23 protein-coding genes are annotated in these 21,292 nt (G+C 62.0%); 16 read left to right on the forward strand and 7 right to left on the reverse strand.

What is annotated here, in order from left to right:
• Positions 1-20: 20 nt before the first annotated feature.
• Positions 21-497, reverse strand: coding sequence for a MarR family winged helix-turn-helix transcriptional regulator (locus EDD52_RS16415; RefSeq protein ID WP_132246953.1), 477 nt, complete (start codon positions 495-497; stop codon positions 21-23).
• A 244-nt stretch (positions 498-741) separates the two neighbouring features.
• On the opposite strand from EDD52_RS16415, the gene ectA reads away from it, so the two are divergent.
• The 4 genes from ectA to EDD52_RS16435 are packed head-to-tail and all read left to right on the forward strand — an operon-like array spanning position 742 to position 4,490.
• Positions 742-1,242 (forward strand): diaminobutyrate acetyltransferase, encoded by a 501-nt coding sequence (ectA, locus tag EDD52_RS16420; RefSeq protein ID WP_243651976.1) that lies wholly within the window; start codon positions 742-744, stop codon positions 1,240-1,242.
• A 53-nt stretch (positions 1,243-1,295) separates the two neighbouring features.
• Entirely contained in the window at positions 1,296-2,588 is a 1,293-nt protein-coding gene (gene ectB / locus EDD52_RS16425) for a diaminobutyrate--2-oxoglutarate transaminase (protein WP_132246957.1), read from the forward strand.
• A gap of 15 nt (positions 2,589-2,603) precedes the next feature.
• Positions 2,604-2,996 (forward strand): ectoine synthase, encoded by a 393-nt coding sequence (locus EDD52_RS16430; RefSeq protein WP_132246959.1) that lies wholly within the window; start codon positions 2,604-2,606, stop codon positions 2,994-2,996.
• 42 nt (positions 2,997-3,038) lie between these two features.
• Complete coding sequence (locus EDD52_RS16435; RefSeq protein ID WP_132246961.1) at positions 3,039-4,490, forward strand: aspartate kinase; 1,452 nt, start codon at positions 3,039-3,041, stop codon at positions 4,488-4,490.
• 154 nt (positions 4,491-4,644) lie between these two features.
• Here the strand turns inward: EDD52_RS16435 and metG are convergent, their stop codons facing one another.
• Both metG and EDD52_RS16445 read right to left on the reverse strand, forming a co-directional pair.
• Complete coding sequence (gene metG / locus EDD52_RS16440) at positions 4,645-6,357, reverse strand: methionine--tRNA ligase (protein ID WP_132246963.1); 1,713 nt, start codon at positions 6,355-6,357, stop codon at positions 4,645-4,647.
• A 79-nt stretch (positions 6,358-6,436) separates the two neighbouring features.
• Entirely contained in the window at positions 6,437-7,678 is a 1,242-nt protein-coding gene (locus EDD52_RS16445) for an MFS transporter (RefSeq protein WP_132246965.1), read from the reverse strand.
• Between the two features lie 220 nt (positions 7,679-7,898).
• Between EDD52_RS16445 and modB the strand changes: the two genes are divergently transcribed.
• The 3 genes from modB (at position 7,899) to EDD52_RS16460 (ending at position 10,828) form a co-directional block, all read left to right on the forward strand.
• The gene (modB, locus tag EDD52_RS16450) at positions 7,899-8,594 is read left to right on the forward strand and encodes a molybdate ABC transporter permease subunit (RefSeq protein ID WP_132246967.1); all 696 of its coding nucleotides are present in this window, start codon (positions 7,899-7,901) and stop codon (positions 8,592-8,594) included.
• Positions 8,591-9,676: a molybdenum ABC transporter ATP-binding protein gene (gene modC / locus EDD52_RS16455; protein ID WP_132246969.1), complete on the forward strand. Its 1,086-nt coding sequence runs from the start codon at positions 8,591-8,593 to the stop codon at positions 9,674-9,676. The genes modB and modC overlap by 4 nt, the downstream gene beginning before the upstream one ends.
• Before the next feature lie 108 nt (positions 9,677-9,784).
• A complete protein-coding gene (locus tag EDD52_RS16460; protein ID WP_132246971.1) occupies positions 9,785-10,828 on the forward strand; it encodes an aldo/keto reductase in 1,044 nt (347 codons plus the stop codon).
• Here EDD52_RS16460 and EDD52_RS16465 read toward each other — a convergent pair.
• Complete coding sequence (locus EDD52_RS16465) at positions 10,822-11,682, reverse strand: helix-turn-helix domain-containing protein (protein WP_132246973.1); 861 nt, start codon at positions 11,680-11,682, stop codon at positions 10,822-10,824. The genes EDD52_RS16460 and EDD52_RS16465 overlap by 7 nt on opposite strands.
• Positions 11,683-11,785: 103 nt before the next feature.
• Here EDD52_RS16465 and EDD52_RS16470 point away from each other — a divergent pair, with 103 nt between their 5' ends.
• Positions 11,786-12,688: a fatty acid desaturase gene (locus tag EDD52_RS16470; protein ID WP_243651978.1), complete on the forward strand. Its 903-nt coding sequence runs from the start codon at positions 11,786-11,788 to the stop codon at positions 12,686-12,688.
• 20 nt (positions 12,689-12,708) lie between these two features.
• On the forward strand, positions 12,709-13,611 hold the full coding sequence (locus EDD52_RS16475) for an EamA family transporter (RefSeq protein WP_132246975.1): 903 nt from the start codon (positions 12,709-12,711) through the stop codon (positions 13,609-13,611).
• Here the strand turns inward: EDD52_RS16475 and EDD52_RS16480 are convergent.
• Positions 13,595-14,302: an NUDIX hydrolase gene (locus tag EDD52_RS16480; protein ID WP_132246977.1), complete on the reverse strand. Its 708-nt coding sequence runs from the start codon at positions 14,300-14,302 to the stop codon at positions 13,595-13,597. The two genes, EDD52_RS16475 and EDD52_RS16480, sit on opposite strands and share 17 nt — an antisense overlap.
• A gap of 22 nt (positions 14,303-14,324) precedes the next feature.
• Positions 14,325-14,738 carry a DUF983 domain-containing protein gene (locus EDD52_RS16485; RefSeq protein WP_132246979.1) on the reverse strand — a complete coding sequence of 138 codons (414 nt, stop codon included), beginning with the start codon at positions 14,736-14,738 and terminating at the stop codon, positions 14,325-14,327.
• Positions 14,739-14,962: 224 nt separating this feature from the next.
• Between EDD52_RS16485 and EDD52_RS16490 the strand changes: the two genes are divergently transcribed.
• From EDD52_RS16490 to EDD52_RS16505, 4 genes are all read left to right on the forward strand, one after another.
• Positions 14,963-15,475, forward strand: a complete 513-nt coding sequence (locus tag EDD52_RS16490) for an EF-hand domain-containing protein (protein WP_132246981.1) — start codon at positions 14,963-14,965, stop codon at positions 15,473-15,475.
• A 75-nt stretch (positions 15,476-15,550) separates the two neighbouring features.
• Positions 15,551-16,135: an RNA polymerase sigma factor gene (locus EDD52_RS16495; RefSeq protein ID WP_132246983.1), complete on the forward strand. Its 585-nt coding sequence runs from the start codon at positions 15,551-15,553 to the stop codon at positions 16,133-16,135.
• Positions 16,128-16,505 carry a hypothetical protein gene (locus EDD52_RS16500; RefSeq protein WP_132246985.1) on the forward strand — a complete coding sequence of 126 codons (378 nt, stop codon included), beginning with the start codon at positions 16,128-16,130 and terminating at the stop codon, positions 16,503-16,505. Before EDD52_RS16495 ends, EDD52_RS16500 begins: the two co-directional genes overlap by 8 nt.
• Before the next feature lie 3 nt (positions 16,506-16,508).
• A complete protein-coding gene (locus tag EDD52_RS16505) occupies positions 16,509-17,030 on the forward strand; it encodes a periplasmic heavy metal sensor (RefSeq protein ID WP_132246987.1) in 522 nt (173 codons plus the stop codon).
• A 66-nt stretch (positions 17,031-17,096) separates the two neighbouring features.
• Here the strand turns inward: EDD52_RS16505 and EDD52_RS16510 are convergent, their stop codons facing one another.
• Positions 17,097-18,485 carry a diguanylate cyclase gene (locus tag EDD52_RS16510; RefSeq protein ID WP_165907570.1) on the reverse strand — a complete coding sequence of 463 codons (1,389 nt, stop codon included), beginning with the start codon at positions 18,483-18,485 and terminating at the stop codon, positions 17,097-17,099.
• Positions 18,486-18,569: 84 nt separating this feature from the next.
• On the opposite strand from EDD52_RS16510, the gene EDD52_RS16515 reads away from it, so the two are divergent.
• The 3 genes from EDD52_RS16515 to EDD52_RS16525 all read left to right on the forward strand — a co-directional run bounded on the left by EDD52_RS16515 (position 18,570) and on the right by EDD52_RS16525 (position 21,240).
• On the forward strand, positions 18,570-18,854 hold the full coding sequence (locus tag EDD52_RS16515) for a DUF3572 domain-containing protein (protein ID WP_132246991.1): 285 nt from the start codon (positions 18,570-18,572) through the stop codon (positions 18,852-18,854).
• On the forward strand, positions 18,851-19,555 hold the full coding sequence (locus EDD52_RS16520; RefSeq protein ID WP_132246993.1) for an HAD family hydrolase: 705 nt from the start codon (positions 18,851-18,853) through the stop codon (positions 19,553-19,555). Before EDD52_RS16515 ends, EDD52_RS16520 begins: the two co-directional genes overlap by 4 nt.
• Positions 19,556-19,680: 125 nt before the next feature.
• Positions 19,681-21,240 carry a trimethylamine methyltransferase family protein gene (locus EDD52_RS16525; protein WP_132246994.1) on the forward strand — a complete coding sequence of 520 codons (1,560 nt, stop codon included), beginning with the start codon at positions 19,681-19,683 and terminating at the stop codon, positions 21,238-21,240.
• Positions 21,241-21,292: the final 52 nt, after the last annotated feature.

Consider the following 21,292-nt stretch of genomic DNA (forward strand, 5'->3'; position numbering starts at 1 on the left):
TCGGGGCTTGCGCGGCTACATTACTGCGGCTTGCGGATGTCCCCGATGTCCAGCACGGGCGCTGCGTCAAGCTCTGCCGCGTCCAGCATGGCAGCGACGCGTTCCAAAGACGAGATCAACTGCGCCTGCTCCCATCCCTCCAGAGCTTCGAATTGGCGAACATATCGCTGCTGTAACGCGTCCGGGGCCGTGTCCACCGTTTCGCGCCCGCGCGTTGTAAGCGTGATATTGGTCTGCCGCCGGTCGGCCTCGGACTTAGTCCGGCGCACCATCCCCTGTTTTTCAAGCTTGTCGATCAGCGATGTGATCGTGGCCTGCGAAACACCCATCTGCATGGCGATGTCTTTCGGGGTCATCATCTCGCGTTCGGCCACGACCTGAAGCACGCGAAACTGCACGGCCGTCAGCCCGGCAGCTGAAGCCAGTTTCCGTCCGTAAAGCTCCGTCGCGCGCAGGATCTTGCGCAGCGCGATCAGGCTGATGTCTGTCCGGTTCATCTTTGCCAACTTTCTCCAAAGCTTTGCTATCGTGGCAGAAGTTGCGAAATGTTTCAATTCACCTAAGTAGTTTGATGGATGGTTCCGTTCATTGCCTGTTTTCTGTTAAAAGGCTAAGCAAAAAATCGATTAAAATATGGGCTATATGACGAGTTTGTAAAAAACTACTTTGATTGTTGAATATTCTCAAGAAGCGCTATATTTAGCCTCTCAAAGGAACTGGAGAGGGCGAGAACAGATGAGAATGCAGTTGGAATTCCGTAAGCCGACAGCTTTGGACGGGGCCGCGATCAGCGATCTTGTCAAGGCCTGCAAGCCGCTCGACGAGAATTCGATGTACTGCAATCTGATCCAGTGCGACCACTTCGCCGATACCTGCATCCTCGCGGAAAGCGACGGGCAGGTCCTAGGCTGGATTTCCGGCCATGTACCGCCGTCGCAACAGGACACGCTTTTTGTCTGGCAGGTCGCCGTTCATCCCGATGCCCGTGGGATGGGGCTTGGCGGCCGCATGCTGGCAGAGCTGATCGAGCGTGACGAACTGGATGACGTCACACAGATCCAAACCACGATCACCAGTGACAATGACGCCTCTTGGGGGCTGTTCAGGGGCTTTGCCAAGCGCATCGGCGCAGAGATTTCCGACACGCCGCATTTCACCCGTGACGGGCACTTTGACGGACGGCACGCGACCGAGAACATGGTCACGATCGCCTTCCGCGAGGCGCTGCGCAAAGCGGCCTGATCCCGCTTATCCACTGAAAATTCACGCTCGATTGCACAATCGAAGGATACCGCATGTCTATTGAAAATATCTCGAACACCGCCATTTACAAACGCCGCGAGTCGCAGGCGCGCAGCTATTGCCGCAGCTTTGACACGGTGTTCACCTCTGCATCCGGTTCGGAAATGACCGATGCGAAGGGCCGCACCTATATCGATTTCCTCGCCGGCTGTTCCTCTCTGAACTACGGGCATAACGACCCGGATATGAAGGCCGCGCTGATCGAACATATCGCGAGCGACGGGCTCAGCCATGCGCTTGACCTGCACACGGATGCCAAGACGCGCTTTCTGGAAACGTTTGAACGTCTGATCCTGAAGCCGCGTGGCATGGACCACAAGGTAATGATGACCGGCCCGACCGGCACCAACGCTGTTGAGGCCGCGATGAAGCTGGCGCGCAAGGTCACCGGGCGTCGCAACATCATCGCCTTCAGCAATGGTTTTCACGGCATGACGATGGGCGCGCTCAGCCTGACGGGAAATGCTTCCAAGCGCGGCGGCGCGGGCGGCGGCATTCTGGCCGATGTCACGCATATGCCGTTCGAGGGCGCGTTTGGCGAGGATGTGGATACGCTGGCGCAGATCGAGATGATGCTGTCCAACTCGTCCAGCGGCATTGATGCTCCGGCCGCCTTCATCGTGGAGCCGGTACAGGGCGAGGGCGGGCTGAATGCCGCCTCCCCTGAATGGATGCGGGGCATTGCCCGGCTGGCCAAGGAACATGGCGCGCTACTGATTGTCGATGACATTCAGGCGGGCTGCGGTCGCACCGGCACCTTCTTCAGCACCGAGAAGATGGGGATCGAACCTGACCTCATCACGCTTGCCAAGTCATTCGGTGGCATGGGGCTGCCCTTCGCCGCGCTGCTGATCAAGCCAGAGCATGATATCTGGAAGCCCGCCGAACATAACGGCACCTTCCGCGGCAACACCCACGCCTTTGTCACCGCGCGCGTCGCGCTTGAAAAATTCTGGGCCGATGATGAATTCCAGCAATTGCTGGGCGAGAAAGCGATGATGCTGACCAGCGGTTTGCAGGCGATCGCCGATGAAGTGCCGGGGGCTTCGCTGAAGGGCAGGGGGCTGATGCAGGGGATCGATGTCGGCTCTGGCGATCTGGCCGCAGAGATTTGCGCGCGTGCGTTCGAGATGGGCCTGATTATCGAAACCTCGGGTGCCGAAGACGAGGTCGTGAAGGTGCTTGCCCCGCTGACCACGCCGAACGCATTGTTCCGCAAAGGTCTGGATATTCTGCTGGACGCCACCCGTGCCTCTGTCACAGGGCAGCGTCTGGCCGCACAGTAAGAAGGAAAGAGCAGAATGATCGTTCGTGATTTCAACAAGATCGTCAAAGACGAAAAATCTCGCGTCGTTGCGGATGCCAACTGGACCTCTGTCCGAATGCTGCTGGCGGATGACGGGATGGGTTTTTCCTTCCACATCACCTTTCTGGACGCAGGTTCCGAGCACACGTTCGAATACAAGAACCATTTCGAAAGCGTCTATTGCATGAAGGGCAAGGGGTCGATCACCGACCTGGCCACCGGCGAGACGCATGAGATTGTTCCCGGCGTCATGTATGCGCTCGACAAGCATGACCGCCACGTGCTGCGCGCCGAGGAAGAGCTGGTCATGGCCTGCTGCTTTAACCCGCCGGTCACGGGCAAGGAAGTGCACCGCGCTGACGGGTCCTACGAGCTTGTCGATTCCTGACACCAGAAAAGGCCCCCTGAAGGGGCCGGGACGGATCAATTGATGACCAAGACCTCGCACACTGTCGAGAAGATCGGCGGCACATCGATGAGCCGCGTGAAAGAACTGCGCGATACGCTGATTGCCGGGCCGCATCTGGACGACTTTTACAACCGGATTTTCGTGGTTTCCGCCTTTGGCGGGATCACCGATCTGCTGCTGGAGCACAAGAAAACCGGCAAACCCGGCGTCTACGCGCTGTTTTCCAATGCCGACAACGATCACGGCTGGCTGGATGCCCTGTCGGATGTCGGGCGCGAGATGGCCAAGGCGCATGCCGATGTGCTGGACCACGCCGCCGATCTGCAAACCGCCGATGAATTCGTGCGCGACCGGATCGAGGGTGCGCGCAGCTGTCTTTTCGATCTTCAGCGCCTGTGCTCTTACGGGCATTTCCGCCTGTCCCACCACATGATGGTGATCCGCGAATTGCTGTCCGGTCTGGGAGAGGCGCATTCCGCCTTCGTCACCACGCTTCTGTTGCAGCGCCACGGCGTGAACGCGCGGTTCGTGGATCTGTCAGGCTGGCGTGACAGCGCCGAGGTGGATCTTGCGACGCGGATCATGCAGGGGCTGGCGGATGTCGATCTGACCACCGAATTGCCCATCGTGACCGGCTACGCCCAATGTTCCGAAGGGTTGATGAAGGAATTCGACCGCGGCTATTCCGAGGTGACATTTTCCAATCTCGCGGCGCTGACAGACGCGAAAGAGGCGATCATCCACAAGGAATTCCATCTCTGCTCTGCAGATCCCCGCCTTGTGGGCGCGGAAAATGCGCGCAAGATTGGCCACACGAATTATGACGTCGCTGATCAGCTGTCGAATATGGGGATGGAGGCAATTCATCCCAAAGCCGCCAAGATCCTGCGCCGGGCCGAGGTACCGCTGCGCGTGACTAACGCGTTCGAACCCGAAGATCCCGGTACGCTGATCGACGAAACCCCCGCCCAGACGCCTTGCGTGGAGATCGTGACGGGGCTTGAAGTCGTCGCGCTGGAGCTGTTCGAGCCAGACATGGTGGGCGTCAAAGGCTACGATACAGAGATTCTGGAGGCTTTGCGCCGTCACAACGTGCGTATCGTCTCCAAGACGTCGAACGCCAACACGATCACCCACTATGTGGAGGCGTCACTGAAAACCGTGCGCCGTGTCTCTGCTGATCTGGAAAAGCTCTACCCATCGTCCAAGGTTCAGGTGCGGGCGCTGGCCATTGCTTCTGTCATCGGGCGCGATCTGTCGGGGTTGAAAGTGTTGCTGCGCGGCCTGACGGCCATGGACCGCGAAGGGATCGAGGTTCTGGGCGCACATCAGGGGCCGCGCCGTGTGGACGTGCAATTTGTCATCGGCCGGGACCATCTGGGCGGGGCAATCAAGACGCTCAATGCCGAATATATCAGCTCGCCCGTCACGGGCGAAAACACTCCAGAACTGGTTCGGAAAAGGGCCGCCTGAACCCTGATCTTTGCGCGGCATTTCGCCCGTGCCGGATAACTCCCGGCGCGGGCATTTTGTTTGGGCGCGGTTGGTGTTGGTTTTCGAATGGGTAAAGCAACCGAAAGGATGGGGCGATTTCCCGCTCCTTCCGGCGCATGACCCGCGTAGTGGCTTAGCTGCGCACGCCCGAGAAGCGTTCCTGCCAGCCTTCGCGCTCATCATCCGCGATCTTGCGGAAAGTGACCTCGGGGACGGTGAAGGCGTGGCCCGGTTCCAGCACCTGCAAGGCTGCGGGCACATCATCGGGCCAGCTGTCATCTTCCGTCTGCATCGCCTGCATCAGTTGCGCGGACGCATCTGGAATGAACGGCGCGGACAGCACGGCGTAAAGCCGGATCAGGTTCAGCGCCAACCGGATCTGCATTGCGGCCGTTTCAGGGTCTGTCTTGAAGGTGGACCACGGTGCGGCCTCTTGCAGGTATTCGTTGCCGGCCACCCAGATCGCGCGCAGCTCGCCCGCCGATTTGCGAACCTCCATCGCCTCCATATGGCCTTCGTAAGCGCGGATGCGGGTGGTCAGCGTCTCGATCAGCGCCTCTTCGCTCGGGCCGTAGGCTCCGCCTTCCGGCACGGCCTCGGAGAATTTCGAGCGGCAGAACTTCGTCACACGGCTGACAAAGTTGCCCAGAACATCGGCCAGATCCTTGTTCACCGAAGCCTGGAAGTTCTCCCAGGTGAATTCGCTGTCGCTGCTTTCGGGCGCATGGCTTAGCAGCCACCAGCGCCAGTAGTCGGCGGGCAAGATCTCCAGCGCCTGATCCATGAACACGCCGCGCCCCTGCGAGGTGCTGAACTGGCCGCCGTCATAGTTCAGGTAGTTGAACGACTTGATGTAATCGACCAGCTTCCACGGCTCGCCCGATCCCAGAATCGTCGCGGGAAAGCTGAGCGTGTGAAACGGCACGTTATCCTTGCCCATGAACTGGGTATAGCGCACGTCATCCGCGCCCTTGTCGGTGCGCCACCAGCGCTCCCAGTCGGTGCCTTTGCCCGCATCCACCCATTCCTGCGCGGCGGCGATGTATTCGATGGGGGCGTCGAACCAGACGTAGAAGACCTTGCCTTCCATGCCCGGCCACTCCTCAGTGCCCTTCTTGACGGGCACGCCCCATGCCAGATCGCGGGTGATGCCCCGGTCTTGCAGGCCGTCGCCGTCGGTCAGCCATTTCTTCGCAATCGAGGTTGTCAGGATCGGCCAACCCTCGCGGGTGTCGATCCACTCTTCCAGCTGGTCCTTCATCTGCGACTGGCACAGATAGAGGTGCTTCGTCTCGCGCACCTCCAGGTCGGTCGAGCCTGAAATCGCGCTGCGCGGGTCAATCAGATCGGTCGGGTCCAACTGCTTGGTGCAGTTTTCGCACTGGTCGCCGCGCGCCTTGTCATAGCCGCAATTGGGGCAGGTGCCCTCGATATAGCGGTCGGGAAGGAACCGGCCATCCGCGTTGGAGTAAACCTGCTTTTCGCTGACTTCGCGGATCAGCCCGGCATCGGCAAGGCGTCCGGCGAAATGCTGGGTCAGCTTCTTGTTCTGCTCGCTGGAGGACCGCCCGAAATGGTCGAAGGACAGGCGGAACCCCTCTGCGATCTGTGCCTGGACGCCGTGCATCTCGGCGCAGTATTCGGCCACCGGCTTACTGGCTTTCGCAGCGGCCAGCTCGGCAGGTGTGCCGTGTTCGTCGGTGGCGCAAAGGAACAGCACCTCGTTGCCGCGCGCGCGCTGGAAACGGGCGTATAGATCCGCAGGCAATTGGCTGCCCACGAGGTTTCCAAGGTGCTTGATCCCGTTGATATAGGGGATCGCCGAAGTGATGAGATGGCGTGCCATGTTAATCCCTGTCGTCAGTCCGCCCCCCTCTATCGTCAAACGCGGCCAAGGGCCAGAGGTCAGAGGCCAGCCAAAGCGCTCAGTCGTCCTGTCCGCGAAGGTTTTCTTCGCGCGACCGTCCCAGCAAGCGCCCGATCATGAAGCTGGTGCGCGGGGCGTAGATAAAGCGAGTACGATTTTCAGCCGTTGGGCGGGCGCGCATGCGGGTCAGGCCAAAGATCACCAGCACGATATGGCCAACGGCGATCATGGCGAACAGCGCGGTCGAACCATATGCCACCATCAGCTTTGATGCGAGATACGGCGCGGCGATGGCACCGACGGCGTACCAGAACATCAGGGCCGCTGACAATTCCACCCGTTCGGAGTTTTCCGCAAAATCATGGGCGTGCGCAGCAGAGACCGAATAGATTGGGTAGGTGGTCACCCCGAAGATGAAGATGTTGATCATCACCCCGGTCGTGCCGTGCCCCTGTATCATGACTGTTGCGGCGCAGCTGAAAACAGCCGCAACGGACAAACCGATCAGCACCCATCGGCGGTCAAACTTGTCTGCGAGCCATCCCACCGGGTATTGCGACAGCACGCCGCCCAGAATGAACGTGGCCAGGAAAAGTGCGATCTGGTCAATCTCCAGCCCCACGCCTTCGCCGTAAACCGGGCCGACCATCCGAAACGATGCGCCCGAAAGTGCCGAGACGATCACCCCGGCCACGGCCAAGGGCGACCGGTCCCAGGCAAGCTTTGGATGCAGGCGGGGGGCTTCGGGCGTTTCGGGCTGCGAGCGGCGCGAAAGCGTCAGCGGCAAAAGCGCGGCACAGCAAAGAAGAGCCAGCAGGTTGTAGGACACGTAAGATGCGGGCTCTAGCACCGAGATGATAAGCTGCGCCACGAGCGCGGCCCCCATGTCGGCCAGCCGGTAGGTGCCCATGGCGCGACCGCGTGTCTCGTTGGTGACGCTCGCTTGCAGCCAGCTTTCAATGACGGTGAAGGCCCCGGCGACGCAGATACCGGTGGCAATGCGCATCACCGCCCAGGCATAGGCATCAATCAGCAGCATATGCGCAAGCAGGCCAATGGCGCCAAGCGCGGTAAAGGCCGCAAAGGCGCGCGTATGCCCGACCGATCCCATCAGGCGCGGCGCCCACCAGCAGCCGATGAAAAAGCCCACGAAATGCGAAGAGCCCAGCATCCCGATCTCGGCAGTGGTGAAATTCAGCGCGATGCCCGACAGCGCATCCAGAGGCCCCACGCCGCCCGACGAAAGTTGCAACAGGACAACCGAAAGAAACAGCGAGGCGAAGGAGATCAAAAGCGTCATGGTCGTCTACCTGTGCAATTGTGCCGCTCAGGTCTTGCCCGAACCCGACAGTTCGCGTCGCGAGTTGTGCTTTTTGATCCCCCCCGACCAAAGCGGCCTTGCCAAGCCGATTCTGTCCGGCCCATCCTGCGCGGGACCAACCGATTTGCAAGGACCCACCGTCAATATGAGATACCTGCCGCCCCTTTGCCTTGCCTGCCCCGGACGTTAAACCCCCGGGATGGCATTTCTTGGACCAGATGAATGGCAGGCGGTGGCCCTGTCGCTGAAGGTGGCCTGCCTGGCCGTCGCGGCCAGCCTGCCCTTCGGTCTGGCAGTTGCGATGTTGCTGGCGCGCGGGCGGTTCCCGGGACGGCAGATCCTGAACGGGATCGTGCATCTGCCCCTGATCCTGCCGCCGGTGGTGACAGGCTATGTGCTCCTGCTGGGCTTTGGGCGGCGTGGGCCGATTGGCGAGTTTCTGGAAAACACCTTTGGCGTCGTTCTGGCCTTTCGCTGGACGGGGGCGGCACTCGCGGCTGCGATCATGGCTTTCCCGCTGATGGTGCGGGCCATGCGTCTGGCCATTGAAACGGTTGATCCGGGGCTAGAAGAGGCCGCCGCCACGCTTGGCGCCTCGCGCCTGCGGGTGTTTCTGACTGTGACATTGCCGCTGATCCTGCCGGGTGTGCTGGCCGGGGCCATCCTCGCCTTCGCCAAGGCGATGGGAGAGTTCGGCGCGACGATCACCTTTGTCTCCAACATCCCCGGCGAGACCCGTACCGTGCCTTCGGCCATCTACGCCTTTCTGCAGGTGCCGGGGGGCGAGGCCTCTGCGCTGCGGCTGGTGATCGTCTCCGTGGTGATCGCGATGGCCGCTTTGCTTGTCTCCGAAGTGATGGCCCGCCGGGTCGCTGCAAGGGTGGCGGGGCGATGAGCCTGTCGGTCGATCTGAACCACAGCTTTCCGGGCTTTACGCTGGACGTGACGTTTGAGGCCCCTTCCGGCGTGACCGTGTTGTTCGGGCATTCCGGATCTGGCAAATCGACGGTGATCAAGGCCGTGGCCGGTTTGCTGAAACCAAATGCCGGAAAGGTCGTGGTCAATGATCGCGTGCTGCTGGACACGCACGGGCGGATATCCGTCCCGGTGCCCCGGCGCAGGCTGGGCTATGTCTTTCAGGACGGGCGGCTTTTCCCGCATCTGACAGTGCGCGCCAACCTGACCTATGCGCACCGTTCCGATACCAAGGGGCTGGATCGTGTTGTCGACCTTCTGGGCCTGGGAAACCTGCTGGAACGCCGCCCCGGCGCGTTGTCGGGGGGAGAGGCGCAGCGCGTGGCGATCGGGCGGGCGCTATTGTCCGACCCGGTCATGCTGCTGATGGATGAACCGCTCGCCGCGCTCGACGCCCCCCGCAAGGCAGAGATTCTGCCGTTTCTGGATCGGCTGTGTTCCGAAGGGGGCGTGCCGATCCTTTATGTCACCCATGCCGTGGCAGAGGTTGCGCGGCTGGCCAGCCATCTGGTGCTGCTGGAAAACGGGCAGGTACTGCGATCCGGCCCGGCAGCAAAGTTGATGGCAGACCCCGTGCTTGTGCCGCATATGGGCGTGCGCGATGCCGGTGCCTTGCTGACGGCCCGGGTGGTCGCGCATCATCCCGATGGGCTGACAGAGCTGGAGGCCCCCGGCGGGCGGCTTTTCCTGCCCGGAGTTCATCGCGCAGCAGGTGATCCACTTCGCGTGCGTATCCTCGCGCAGGACGTGATCCTGTCGCGCACACGGCCAGAGGGGCTGTCGGCGCTCAATATCCTTGAAGGGACGATCAGCGCCCTGCACCGTGGCGGCGGCCCCGGCGTGGTGGTTCAGCTCGCAGTTGGGGGCGAACATCTGTTGGCGCGCATTACCCGCCGCAGCGCCGAGGCGATGGGGCTTGCCCCCGGCCAGACCTGTTTCGCGGTGTTGAAATCCGTGGCCGTGGCGCAGGTCGATATTGCCGAGGCCGCACCGCTGCGCTGAAATCCCTGCAACGGCGGGCCGGATCAACCGGATCAGGGGCATTTTCCGATTCAATCCCGCCGATGAAGGCATTAGGGTCCGGCGCACGCGCAACAGGAGACTGCCCCGATGAAGATGAAACCGCTTGGCCGCAGCGGCCTTACTGTGTCCGAGTTCTGCCTTGGCTCCATGACGTTCGGCGTGCAGACACCCGAGAAAGACGCCCATGCGCAGATTGCCCGCGCGCTGGATGCTGGCATCAACTTCATCGACACGGCCGAGATGTATCCGGTGAACCCGGTCAAGCCTGAGACCGTCGGCCTGACCGAAGAAATCATCGGCAACTGGTTTGCCAGCACCGGCCGCCGCAGCGACGTGATCCTGGCCACCAAGCATTCCGGCGAGGGGCAAAACTTTGTCCGGGAGGGCGCGCCGATCACCTCCAAGACGATCCGCGCGACACTGGAAGGATCGCTGAAACGGCTGAAGACCGATTACGTCGACCTCTACCAGTTTCACTGGCCCAACCGCGGCAGCTACATGTTCCGCAAGAACTGGCGCTATGACCCGTCCGGGCAGAACCGCGACGACGTGGTCGCGGATATGGAGGACTGCATCGGTGCGCTGCAACGCGAGGTCGAACGCGGCACGATCCGCCATTTCGGCATGTCGAACGAGGATGTCTGGGGCACGATGACCTGGAATGCCATCGCTGAACGCATGGGCGGCCCGCGCATCCAGACGCTTCAGAACGAATATTCGCTGCTGTGCCGGTTGGCCGATACCGATCTGGCCGAACTTTGCCTGAACGAGGATATCGGGCTCTTGCCGTTCTCGCCGCTTGGATGTGGTTATCTGACCGGCAAATACCAGGGGGGCAAAGTTCCCGAAGGGTCGCGCATGACGCTGAGCCCGGAAATGGGGGGCCGCAAGGGCGACCGTGTTCTGGACGCGGTCGACGCGTATCTGGGCGTTGCCCGTGACTTCGGCCTCGACCCGACCCAAATGGCGCTTGCCTGGTCGGCGCGGCGGCCGTTTGTGGCATCTTCGATCTTCGGGGCGACGACTTTGGCGCAGCTGGATCACATCCTTGGCGCGGCTGATGTGGAACTGTCGTCGGAACTGCTGGAGGCATTGGACACTGCGCATAAGGCGCATCCGATGCCTTACTGAATCGTGCCTTTGAGCTCTGCCAGCCATGCAGGCAGTGCGCGGGCGCTGACATCGGCCTCCCGGACCAAATGGTCGAAATGCGCCGCAAAGGTCTGCACACGTGCGCTGTCACGGAAGGCCAGATATTTACGCCCGATATAGATCGCGGCGAGAAGCGGCCCGAACACGGTGATCGGCGCAGAATAAAGCCGCCGCGCATCGTAAAGGTAAAGCCTGAGCCGGGGATAGAGGTTGCGGCTGAGCGTCAGCATGCGGTCGATCTGTTCGTGACGGCTCTGCGCATCCAACCCGGCGTAATAGCCGGTGCCATGTGCAAAGCTCGACATTTCATGCATCGGCACGGCGACTTCATAATCCGAGGAAGAGTTGCGGATCCAGTCCAGCCAGTCGCGGCTGGCATTGATCGCTTGCGCGGGCGTGCGGCCAAGCTGAGGCGTATATTCCCAGTTCAGGATCGCGTCGGTCTTGAGCATATCCGGCAGGGTCGCGGGCACATAACGGATCTTGTAGCCGGCAGCCTCCCGGTGCCAGGCGAATATCTGTTCATCGATCAGCGCACGTGGCGCATCCGTCAGCGTCAGGCTTTCGGCCAGCATCCGCGCCGCGCTTTCGGGCCGGTCCGACAGGCTAAGCAGCCAGTCTGCCGAAACACCCAGCGCCGCCGCGCAGGCACCCACCACATGGGCGTTGGGCAAGCGCCCGCCGTCCCCGGTCAGGAGCTGCGAGATCGTCGAGCGATCCACGCCAGTTTCACGCGCCAGCGCGCTCTGGCTCATATCGCCGTCCTTCATTGCCTGTGAAAGACGAGCGCGAAACTGTGTGGCGCGGCTGAGTTTGTCGGTAATGTTCTGCATATGGTGATAAATATCATCAACTCGGATATTTGTTAACTACATTCCGAATTCCCGACATGTCCGCGTTCAGCTTACCAATTGTGAAGCAGAAAAAGGGGACAGGATGGCGATCGGCAAGGTGACGAGGTTCGAATGGGCGACACTGGCAGTGCTGATGCTGTGTTATGCGCTGTGGGTTCTGGGGACGACGTTTGCCGCCGCGGTCTGGCTGCCTTTGGGGATGGTCCTTGTCGCGGTGGGGGCGGCGCTGCACAGCTCGCTGAGCCACGAGATGTTGCACGGCCATCCGTTTCGCAGCCCCTACGCGAATGCCGCACTGGTTTTCCCGGCGCTGACGCTGGTGGTGCCCTATATGCGCTTTCGCGACACGCATATGGCCCATCATCAGGACGCCATCCTGACCGATCCATATGACGACCCCGAATGCAACTATCTCGATCCCGCCGTCTGGGGCGAATTGCCGGGCTGGGTGCAAGGGGTCTTGCGCGTGAACAACACGCTGGCAGGGCGACTGCTGATCGGGCCAGCCGTGGGGCAGATCAGCTTCATGGCGGCCGATTGGCGCGCGATCCGGGCAGGTAATAGCCGCGCTCTGGCGGGCTGGCTGGCGCATATTCCGGCCGTTGCGCTGGTGGTCTGGTGGATGTCCGCTCTGGGGCAGATGCCGGTCTGGGCCTTCCTGCTGTCCAGCTATGGCGCGCTGTCGATCCTGAAGATCCGAACCTTTCTGGAGCATCAGGCGCATGAGCGCGCGCGCGGCCGGACCGTCATCATCGAGGATCGCGGCCCGCTCGCGTGGATTTTCCTCAACAACAACCTGCATGTGGTGCATCACATGCATCCCCGACAGCCCTGGTACCGCCTGCCAAAGCTCTACCGGGCGCATCCCGAGCGGTATCTGGATCGCAATGAAGGGTATCGCTACGCCTCTTACGGGCAGATATTCCGGCGCCATTTTCTGCGCGCCAAGGATCCGGTGCCACACCCCCTCTGGCCACGGGTCTGAAATCCGGGCAATAGGGCGGGATGGAACCCTGGATCGCCCTTTCGGTCGCGGCTGCGGCCTTTCAGACGCTGCGCTTCATGCTGCAAAAACACCTCAGCACCGGGACGTTGTCCTCGGGCGGGGCGACGCTGGCGCGGTTTGCCTACTCGGTGCCCTTTATCGTCACGCTGACGCTTGGATACGCGGCCTGGACGGGTGCAGAGCTGCCACGGCTGACGGGGCTTTTCTGGGCCTATGCGCTGACCGGCGGGCTGACGCAGATCCTGGCGACATGGTGCGTGGTCGCACTGTTTGCACAGCGTAATTTCGCCGTCGGCATCACCTTCAAGAAGACCGAGGTGATCCAGACCGTTCTGGTGGGTCTGGTGGTGCTGGGCGACCGAATCAGCCTGCCCGCCTTCGCGGCCATCCTGCTGGGGTTGATCGGCGTTCTGGTCTTGTCGGACGGGGCTGGGATGCAGGGGAACTGGACGCGACGGTTGTGGAACAGGGCGGCGGGTTTGGGGCTGGCCTCTGGCGCGTTCTTCGCCGTTTCCGCGGTCGGGTATCGCGGCGCGACGCTGGAGGTGGGCAGCGATGATCCGCTGCTGCGCGCTGGTGTTTCTCTGGCCGTGGTAACGGTCGCCCAGACCGTGGCGTTGGGCTTATGGCTGAACTGGCGTGAACCGGGGCAGCTGGCTGCGCTTTGGTCGGCGCGGCGTACTGCTGTCTGGATGGGTATCACGGGCATGGCGGGCAGCCTGTGCTGGTTCACGGCCTTTACCCAGCAGAACGCGGCTTACGTTTTTGCCGTGGGTCAGATCGAGGTGATCTTTTCGCTCGCCGCTTCGGTGCTGGTCTTCAATGAAAAGATCAGCCGCCGCGAAGCGTTGGGCATCGCCCTTCTGACCGCCAGCATTCTTGGCCTTATTCTGCTGAACTAGGCGCGCGGCCGCGCAGACGCAAAAACAGGCTTTCCTCGTCATCATTCCTGAAGAACGGCACGGAATCCGGCGGGTTGGTGTCGTGCAGGCGCGCGGCGACCTCTGCCAGAACGACCTCTGTGATGAATGGCAGATCGAAGTGGCGCACCTCTTCCAGAGGGATCCATTGCAGATGGCTCAGCTCGTCACAGGCGTCATCGAAATGATCCGGGTCCGTGATCAGCGCCTCGGCCCGCAGCAGGAAAAAACGCGCGTCGAAGCGGCGCGGACGGCCGGGCGGGGTGATGGCACGAAAGACGAATTGCAGCGCGCGGGCGTCCGGCACATGCCCCGTCGCGGCGAAACCCTGCCAATCAGGCGGGGGATTTCCGGGCCAGAGGCCGGGGCGCCCCAGAATTTGCCCGGTTTCTTCCCAAAGCTCGCGAATGGCCGCGGCGGCAAGCGCGTTCGAGATGCCGACTTTGGCGCCCTCGTCCAGACGGGTGCGGCAGGTTGTGCTGAGTGTCGCCGCCAGGGGGATCTGCGCATCTTCGGCATCGACCGCGCCGCCGGGGAAGACAAACTTGTTGGGCATGAAAGCGGCCTTTGCGCCGCGTTGTCCCATCAGCACGCGCGGCGCAACCTCGCCGTCCCGCACCACGATCACCGTAGCGGCGTCCCGTAGGGCTGTCTTGTCTGCGGTGTCAGTCAAGCCGCTGCCTTTTCAAAACGTGTCAGGCCGGGCTACGCGAAAACCCGTGCATCTCCCGCGCCCACTGGATGGCCACGATGACCCCTTTTAGCCTTGGCAGAAGATAGAGTGACAAGGCCACGCAGCCAACCGCGAATATGGTGAACAGCACCAAGGGTTCGGGCCGGAACATGACAAAAGCGATATGCAGCAGAGGCGCCATCAGGTGGCCGACAAACAGGATTGTCAGATAGGCCGGGCCGTCATCGGCGCGGTGGTGGTGCAGCTCTTCACGGCAGACAGGGCAGGTGTCGCGCACCTTCAGATACCCGCTGAGCAGGGGTCCATTGCCGCAATTCGGGCAACGTCTGCGCCAGCCTTTCATAATGGCTGGCATCATGGGGCGTTCCGCCGCCACATTCACATCATCTTCGACGGTCACATTCTCAAGTGCCATTGCAGATCCTCGCGTTTCCAGATCTGAAAATGCGCCTCGCGGCGCGCGTTGAAAAGTGGGCATCCTGTCCTTGCGTCCGGATGTCGCAAATCACGCCGACGTGACCGGGTGCGATGAAAAAAGTGCGTTTCACCGACGGGATGCCGGATCTGCCGCGTATCAGTTTCCAGAAAGCCGATCGAAAGGCCGGTTTCGAAGCAGTAAAGCAATAAGGATAACGACACATGAAACGCACGACCATTCTTACCAGCCTCACCGTTGCCGCAATCGCAATGGGCAGTGTTGCAGTCGCACATGGCAATGGCGACCGTGGGGACCGTGGCGCACGGGGCCCGATGATGGACCGGCCGGAGTTTTCCGAACTGGACACCAACGCTGACGGGCAACTGAGCCCCGAGGAACTGACCGCGCCGCGTGACGCGCGTTTTGCAGAAGCTGACGCCAATGGTGACGGCCTTCTGAGCGCCGAAGAAATGGCAGCCCAGGTCGAGGCGCAGCGTCAGGACCGTGCCGCGCGCGGTGTTGAGCGCATGATCGAGCGCATGGATGCCAATGATGATGGCCAGCTCAGCCTTGAGGAGATGACCGCGCGCCGTGATGGCAAGGGCATGTTCGAACGGCTGGACGCGGATGAGGACGGCGTGATCTCGGAAGAGGAATTCGCCAAGTTCGAGATGCGCGGCGACAAGATGCGTGGCGGCAAGAAAGGCCACGGCCGCGGCCACGGCAACAAATAAGACAATGGGTCGGGCCTGAACCGGGCCCGACCCGCATTGCACCTTCGCGCCGCACAGGCTAGCCCTTGACGGACAATGGATATGCCCTTTGACGCCATGAGTGACGTTCCGGACGATGCGTTGTTGGTGCTTTATGCCAACGGCGATGTAGCGGCTGCGCGGGCGCTGACCGCACGGTTGACGCCGAAGGTTCTGGGCCACGCCTACCGCCTTCTTGGCGACCGGGCCGAAGCCGAGGATGTCGCCCAGGAAGCCATGCTGCGTCTTTGGCGGGTCGCGGCGGACTGGCGGCAGGGCGAGGCCAAGGTTTCCACCTGGCTTTACCGCGTCGTGGCGAACCTGTGCACCGACCGTCTGCGCAAGCGGCGATCAGTGGACATCGACTCGATACCGGAGCCTGAAGACCCGGCCATCGGGGCAGAGCAAGGTCTACAGGAGGTCGCACGGGCCGAGGCCTTGCAGGGCGCGCTTCAGACCCTGCCTGAGCGGCAACGTCAGGCCGTGGTGCTGCGGCATATCGAAGGTCTGGGCAATCCCGAGATTGCCGAGATCATGGACATCAGTCCGCGCGCGGTTGAAAGTCTGACCGCGCGGGGCAAGAGAGCGCTGGCAGAGGCACTGGCCGGGCGGCGCGGCGAATTGGGGTATTACGATGACTGACAAGCAGCAGGAATTCAGCGAGTTGGAAGCGTTTTTCCATGCCGCCCGCAAGGCGACACCCGACCCCGACGCGGCCCTGATGGCGCGTATCCTTGACGACGCGCTGGTCGAGCAGGCCGAACGGGCAAAGGTCATCGCCCCCGCACGACGCCAAGAAAGCGTCTTGCGGCAACTGCTGCGCAGCATAGGCGGCTGGCCTGCCCTGACCGGCCTTGCGGCAGCCACCATTGCCGGGGTGTGGATCGGTGTGAACCCCCCGACCTCCGTTTCGGATCAACTGGCGGCGCTGATGGGCGTGGGCTCTGATGCAGAGAACAGCTGGTTCCTTGATCCGCTGACAGAATACGACATCGCGATGACGGAAGGCTGAGACATGGCGGATCCCGAGATCAAGTCTGGCAAGACCGGTAAGCGCAGGCTCTGGCCGCGCTTGCTGCTGTTTGTGTCGCTGGCGCTGAACCTTCTGGTGATTGGCATCGTTGCGGGCAGTTTGGCGTTGGGGCCTGACCGTGATCGCCGGGCGCCGTCACGCGACATGGTTGCCCCCTACACGCGCGCGTTGAGCGATGCCGACCGCCGCCAGATCGGCAAGCGGTTGCGCGAAAGCCTTGTGTCACGCGAAGACGAACGCGGCCTGCTGATGGCGGATTACGGTACGGTGCTGGACATTCTCAGAACCGAACCGCTGGACATCGGGGCGCTGAATGACGTCCTTATCCGCCAGTCGGAACGGGCGGAACAACGCAAGCGGGCCGGACAAAAGATCTTTGCGGAGTGGCTGGCAGATATGAGCCCGCAAGAGCTCTCTGCCTATGCTGACAGGCTGGAGGCAGAACTCGACCGCCTCGCGACGGGCGGTGACCGCCGTTGGCGCCGCAAACCACCGCGAGACTGATGCGTTCCCCCGGGCTGGCGCGCCGCTTTACGGCGTGTCGGTCGGTTCCTTGGCAGACCTGCGGGCCTACGCGGCGTCGCGGCTAAGCGTGACCTTGTTGCGCCCTTCGGATTTCGACGCATAGAGAGCACGATCCGCCAGTGTCAGCAGATCGTCGCCTTCGTTGTTCGTGGAGGCAGAACATCGGGGCCCCATCGCCATGCCGATACTGACCGTCGCCCGCAGCGGTACGTCCTGACCCGGTGCCAGAAAATGGGCGTTGCGGACCACCTGGCATAGCCGTTGCGCGGTGCGCCGTGCCCGGTGGCTGTCCGTATCGGGCAGGACCATCAGGAATTCTTCGCCGCCGATGCGCGCCACAAGGTCGACGGCACGCAGGTTCTCTTTGATCTGTCTTGCGACACCGGCAAGCACCGCGTCACCCGCGGCGTGGCCGTAGACGTCATTGATCTGCTTGAAATGGTCAAGATCGGCGATCAGCACTGCGAAGCGACGCCCCGTGCACTGCGCTTCCTGAGAGACCCGGGCGAGATGGGGCAGGGCATACCGGCGATTGTAAAGACCGGTCAGTGGATCGGTGACGGCCGCATGCAACCCGTCGCGCATCGTGGCGCGCAGCCGGTCCGCCGTGCGTTTGCGGGCGATCTGGTTCTGTAGCCGCAGCGCCAGCTCATCGGGATCGAATGCCCCCGCGAGCAGGTCATTGCCTCCCAGATCCAGCGCGCTGGCGGCCGCCTGGCGCGTTTCGCGGTCACACAGGACCAGCATGGCGCAATGGCGGGTTGCGCTGCGGGCGCGCAGTTCTGACAGCGTACCCAATCCGGTTTCCGGGATCAGCCGTGGAAGCATGACGATACAGACATCGGGGGCTTTCGACGCATCTGGATTCTGCGCCAGCATCTCGCGCGGGCTGCGAATTTCGAACCGATGCGACACCCTTTGTCTGAGTTGATCGAGCCAGTGCCCGGCGTCAGAGGGGTGATCCGTGACCACCGTCACCCGGGCGGGCATCTCGAACCCGGCGCTGGCCTCGGCAAAGCCTAGCGCCCGGCGGGTGCCTTCGCGAAGGCGCAGCTCTCGCTCGGCGTCACGGGCGCGCGACAGGTTCCGGATCCGGGCCAGCAGCATCATCTCGCTGACCGGGTGGGACAGGACGTCATCAGCGCCAGCTTCAAGAGCCTCGACCCGGGCGCGCAGGTTTTCTGGCGGGGTCAGGAAAATCAGCGGGATGGTTTCGGTCTTGGGATTGGAACGCAACCGCCGCGCCAGATCTCCGGCTTTCATGGTGCCGACCTGCCCCAGCAAGATAACGTCGGGGGGGGATTTCGCGCAAACCGCCAGCGCCTCGGCCCCTGTTGTCGCGTGTTTCACGGAGTAATAGGCGGCCGCCAGTTTGACGCGCAGTACGATCCTGTTGGTTGCAACTTCGTCCACGATCAGGACCGTTTGGGGCATTCCACATTCCATCCGTGCTTGCATCCGCCGATGGCTAAGTTTTTATTCGAATTGGTTAAGATTACCTTTCCGAAGGATGAACAGATGGCACTCTCGAAGGACAGGGCAGAGATAGTCGGCGTGAAGGCGCTTGGCTGGCTGGCCGGGAATGACGAACTCTTGCCGGTGTTCCTCGGATCCACCGGGGCAAGCACCGAGGATCTGCGCGACAATGTGCAGGAGCCCGAGTTCCTGGGATCAGTGCTGGATTTCGTGTTGATGGATGATGCCTGGGTGGTGGCATTTTGTGACGCAGAAGGCATTGATTACAATGAGATAGCTGCCGCACGCGCGATGCTTCCCGGGGGTGAACAGATCCATTGGACATGACCTTGCGCGCAGATGCGATCCTGTTTGATAAGGATGGCACGCTTTTTGATTTTCGCAGCACCTGGGATACCTGGGCAGGTACAATCCTGGCTACGCTCTCCGAGGGTGACGAGGCGCGTTGGAAATGGCTGACGGGGGCGATCGGATACTGCCCCGAGATCGGCGGATTCCTGCCGTCGAGTCCGGCGATTGCGGGGACCAACCGGGAGGTTGCCGCGCTGATGCTGCCAGGCCTCCCGGGATGGAGCCTTGACCGACTCGAAAAGTTCCTTGCCGAATCTGCGGAAACAGCACCGCTTGTCGAGGCGGTGCCGCTGTCAGCTCTTATCGCACGGCTCTCGCTGGCGGGTTTGCCACTTGGGGTGATGACCAATGACAGCCACCGCACCGCGCAGGCGCATTTGAGTGCGGCCGGGATCGGGGAGGCCTTCGCCTTCGTGGCAGGCGCGGATAGCGGGTTCGGGGCAAAGCCCTCGCCCGAACCGCTGCTCGCTTTCTCCCGTGCCGTCGGGGCAGTACCGGGACGCGTGGCCATGGTCGGGGACAGCGCACATGACTTGATGGCGGGACGGGCCGCCGGGATGCAGACTATCGGGGTTCTGACCGGCCCGGCCGGACCAAAGGAGCTGTTACCGCTGGCGGATGTGGTGCTTCCCGATATCGGAGCCTTGCCGGAATGGTTGGGCCTGCCAATGGGCTAAGGTACCCATCTGCGGGATTTCCGAATATTCAGACGCTGAAAACGACGCAAGCTGTCGCATATAGAAGCGCCCACACGGCGCGGCTATTGCCTCATTGCTAAAGCATCACGTCTTGGGAGAGTCCGATGGGCAGTACGGGCAGGACACGCAAACGGCATGGCGGGCGCGCGGGCAATGCGCTTCGCCGGGGCGGGGACGTTATCTCGCAGATGCCATGGCGCATTCCGGTCAATCTGGACGCCCCGACCGAGCCGCTGACCCAAGATGGCGTACTGGCGATCCATGACACCGCAATGCGGATCCTCGAAGAACTCGGCATGCAGTTTCTCAACCCCGAGGCGGTGGATATTCTCCGCAAGGCAGGCTGCACGATCGAAGGCGAAACCGTACGGATGGGCCGTGATTTCGTGATGGAAATGGTTGGCAAGGCGCCGGAGCAGTTCACCATCACGCCGCGCAACCCTGAGCGCGAAATCACGCTTGGCGGTGGGCATATCCTGTTCGGAAATGTCTCGTCCCCGCCAAATTACTGGGACTTGTCGCTGGGCCGCAAAGTGCCCGGCACGCGCGAGATGTGTGCCAACCTGTTGCGGCTGACGCAATATTTCAACTGTATTCATTTTGCCGGCGGGTATCCGGTGGAACCGGTGGATGTGCATGCCTCTGTTCGCCATCTTGATGTGCTCTTCGACAAGCTGACGCTGACCGACAAGGTGCCGCATGCCTATTCGCTGGGGCGCGAGAGGGTCGAAGACGTGATGGAGATGGTCCGCATCGCCGGCGGGCTGACCCATGAGGAATTCGAAGCCAAGCCGCGGATGTACACGAATATCAACTCTACCTCGCCGCTGAAGCATGACTTTCCAATGCTGGACGGATGGATGCGCTGCGCGCGGCGCGGGCAGGGCTGTGTGGTGACCCCCTTTACACTGGCCGGTGCCATGGCGCCGGTGACGATGGCGGGCGCTGTCGCGCAGTCGCTCGCCGAGGGGCTGAGCGCCATTGCCCTTGCACAATACATCAATCCCGGCGTGCCGTGTGTGATCGGCACCTTCACCTCGAACGTCGATATGAAAAGCGGCGCGCCTGCCTTCGGGACACCTGAATATATGCGGGCGACCCAGATGACCGGCCAGATGGCGCGGTTCTACGGACTGCCGCTGCGGTCCTCGGGAAGTTGTGCCGCGAACGTTCCGGACGGGCAGGCGATGTGGGAGACGTCCAACAGTCTGTGGGCTGCGGTGCAGTCGGGCACCAACATGGTCTATCACGCCGCCGGGTGGCTTGAAGGCGGGCTGATCGCCTCACCCGAAAAGTTCATCATGGATTGCGAGATATTACAGCAAATACAACGCTATATGGAGCCGGAAGTCTGTGCGACCAGCCCTTCGGACCTGGCATTCGACGCCATCGCCGAGGTGGGGCATGACGGGCACTTCTTCGGGGTTCAGCACACGCAGGACCGCTACACCACGGCGTTCTACCAACCCTTCCTGAGCGACTGGAAGAATTTCGAGGCCTGGGAATCGGCTGGTGCGGCCTGGACGCCGGAACGCGCCAACCAAGTCTATCACAGTATTCTTGACGATTTTGAACCGCCTCCGATGGACATTGCCGTTCGCGAGGAGCTTGAGGCGTTCGTTACCCGCCGTAGGGCCGAGGGCGGAGCGCCGACCGACTACTGAAAGGCTCTGTCATCTCGATAAAATTGTAGCGGTTCAGGGAACGTTAAACCTG

Source organism: Primorskyibacter sedentarius (assembly GCF_004342065.1).
Lineage (GTDB): Bacteria > Pseudomonadota > Alphaproteobacteria > Rhodobacterales > Rhodobacteraceae > Primorskyibacter > Primorskyibacter sedentarius.

What these genes read in the sequence shown, in the direction of transcription:
- EDD52_RS16510 (WP_165907570.1), bottom strand. Translation starts at nt 18,485, where the DNA reads ATGCCCCAAACGGTCCTGATCGTGGACGAAGTTGCAACCAACAGGATC.
- metG (WP_132246963.1), bottom strand. Translation starts at nt 6,357, where the DNA reads ATGGCACGCCATCTCATCACTTCGGCGATCCCCTATATCAACGGGATC.
- EDD52_RS16505 (WP_132246987.1), top strand. Translation starts at nt 16,509, where the DNA reads ATGGCGGATCCCGAGATCAAGTCTGGCAAGACCGGTAAGCGCAGGCTC.
- EDD52_RS16460 (WP_132246971.1), top strand. Translation starts at nt 9,785, where the DNA reads ATGAAGATGAAACCGCTTGGCCGCAGCGGCCTTACTGTGTCCGAGTTC.
- EDD52_RS16435 (WP_132246961.1), top strand. Translation starts at nt 3,039, where the DNA reads ATGACCAAGACCTCGCACACTGTCGAGAAGATCGGCGGCACATCGATG.
- EDD52_RS16520 (WP_132246993.1), top strand. Translation starts at nt 18,851, where the DNA reads ATGACCTTGCGCGCAGATGCGATCCTGTTTGATAAGGATGGCACGCTT.
- EDD52_RS16415 (WP_132246953.1), bottom strand. Translation starts at nt 497, where the DNA reads ATGAACCGGACAGACATCAGCCTGATCGCGCTGCGCAAGATCCTGCGC.
- EDD52_RS16445 (WP_132246965.1), bottom strand. Translation starts at nt 7,678, where the DNA reads ATGACGCTTTTGATCTCCTTCGCCTCGCTGTTTCTTTCGGTTGTCCTG.
- ectA (WP_243651976.1), top strand. Translation starts at nt 742, where the DNA reads ATGCAGTTGGAATTCCGTAAGCCGACAGCTTTGGACGGGGCCGCGATC.
- EDD52_RS16490 (WP_132246981.1), top strand. Translation starts at nt 14,963, where the DNA reads ATGAAACGCACGACCATTCTTACCAGCCTCACCGTTGCCGCAATCGCA.
- EDD52_RS16515 (WP_132246991.1), top strand. Translation starts at nt 18,570, where the DNA reads ATGGCACTCTCGAAGGACAGGGCAGAGATAGTCGGCGTGAAGGCGCTT.
- EDD52_RS16500 (WP_132246985.1), top strand. Translation starts at nt 16,128, where the DNA reads ATGACTGACAAGCAGCAGGAATTCAGCGAGTTGGAAGCGTTTTTCCAT.
- modB (WP_132246967.1), top strand. Translation starts at nt 7,899, where the DNA reads ATGGCATTTCTTGGACCAGATGAATGGCAGGCGGTGGCCCTGTCGCTG.
- ectB (WP_132246957.1), top strand. Translation starts at nt 1,296, where the DNA reads ATGTCTATTGAAAATATCTCGAACACCGCCATTTACAAACGCCGCGAG.
- modC (WP_132246969.1), top strand. Translation starts at nt 8,591, where the DNA reads ATGAGCCTGTCGGTCGATCTGAACCACAGCTTTCCGGGCTTTACGCTG.
- EDD52_RS16470 (WP_243651978.1), top strand. Translation starts at nt 11,786, where the DNA reads ATGGCGATCGGCAAGGTGACGAGGTTCGAATGGGCGACACTGGCAGTG.
- EDD52_RS16485 (WP_132246979.1), bottom strand. Translation starts at nt 14,738, where the DNA reads ATGGCACTTGAGAATGTGACCGTCGAAGATGATGTGAATGTGGCGGCG.
- EDD52_RS16465 (WP_132246973.1), bottom strand. Translation starts at nt 11,682, where the DNA reads ATGCAGAACATTACCGACAAACTCAGCCGCGCCACACAGTTTCGCGCT.
- EDD52_RS16475 (WP_132246975.1), top strand. Translation starts at nt 12,709, where the DNA reads ATGGAACCCTGGATCGCCCTTTCGGTCGCGGCTGCGGCCTTTCAGACG.
- EDD52_RS16525 (WP_132246994.1), top strand. Translation starts at nt 19,681, where the DNA reads ATGGGCAGTACGGGCAGGACACGCAAACGGCATGGCGGGCGCGCGGGC.
- EDD52_RS16495 (WP_132246983.1), top strand. Translation starts at nt 15,551, where the DNA reads ATGGATATGCCCTTTGACGCCATGAGTGACGTTCCGGACGATGCGTTG.
- EDD52_RS16430 (WP_132246959.1), top strand. Translation starts at nt 2,604, where the DNA reads ATGATCGTTCGTGATTTCAACAAGATCGTCAAAGACGAAAAATCTCGC.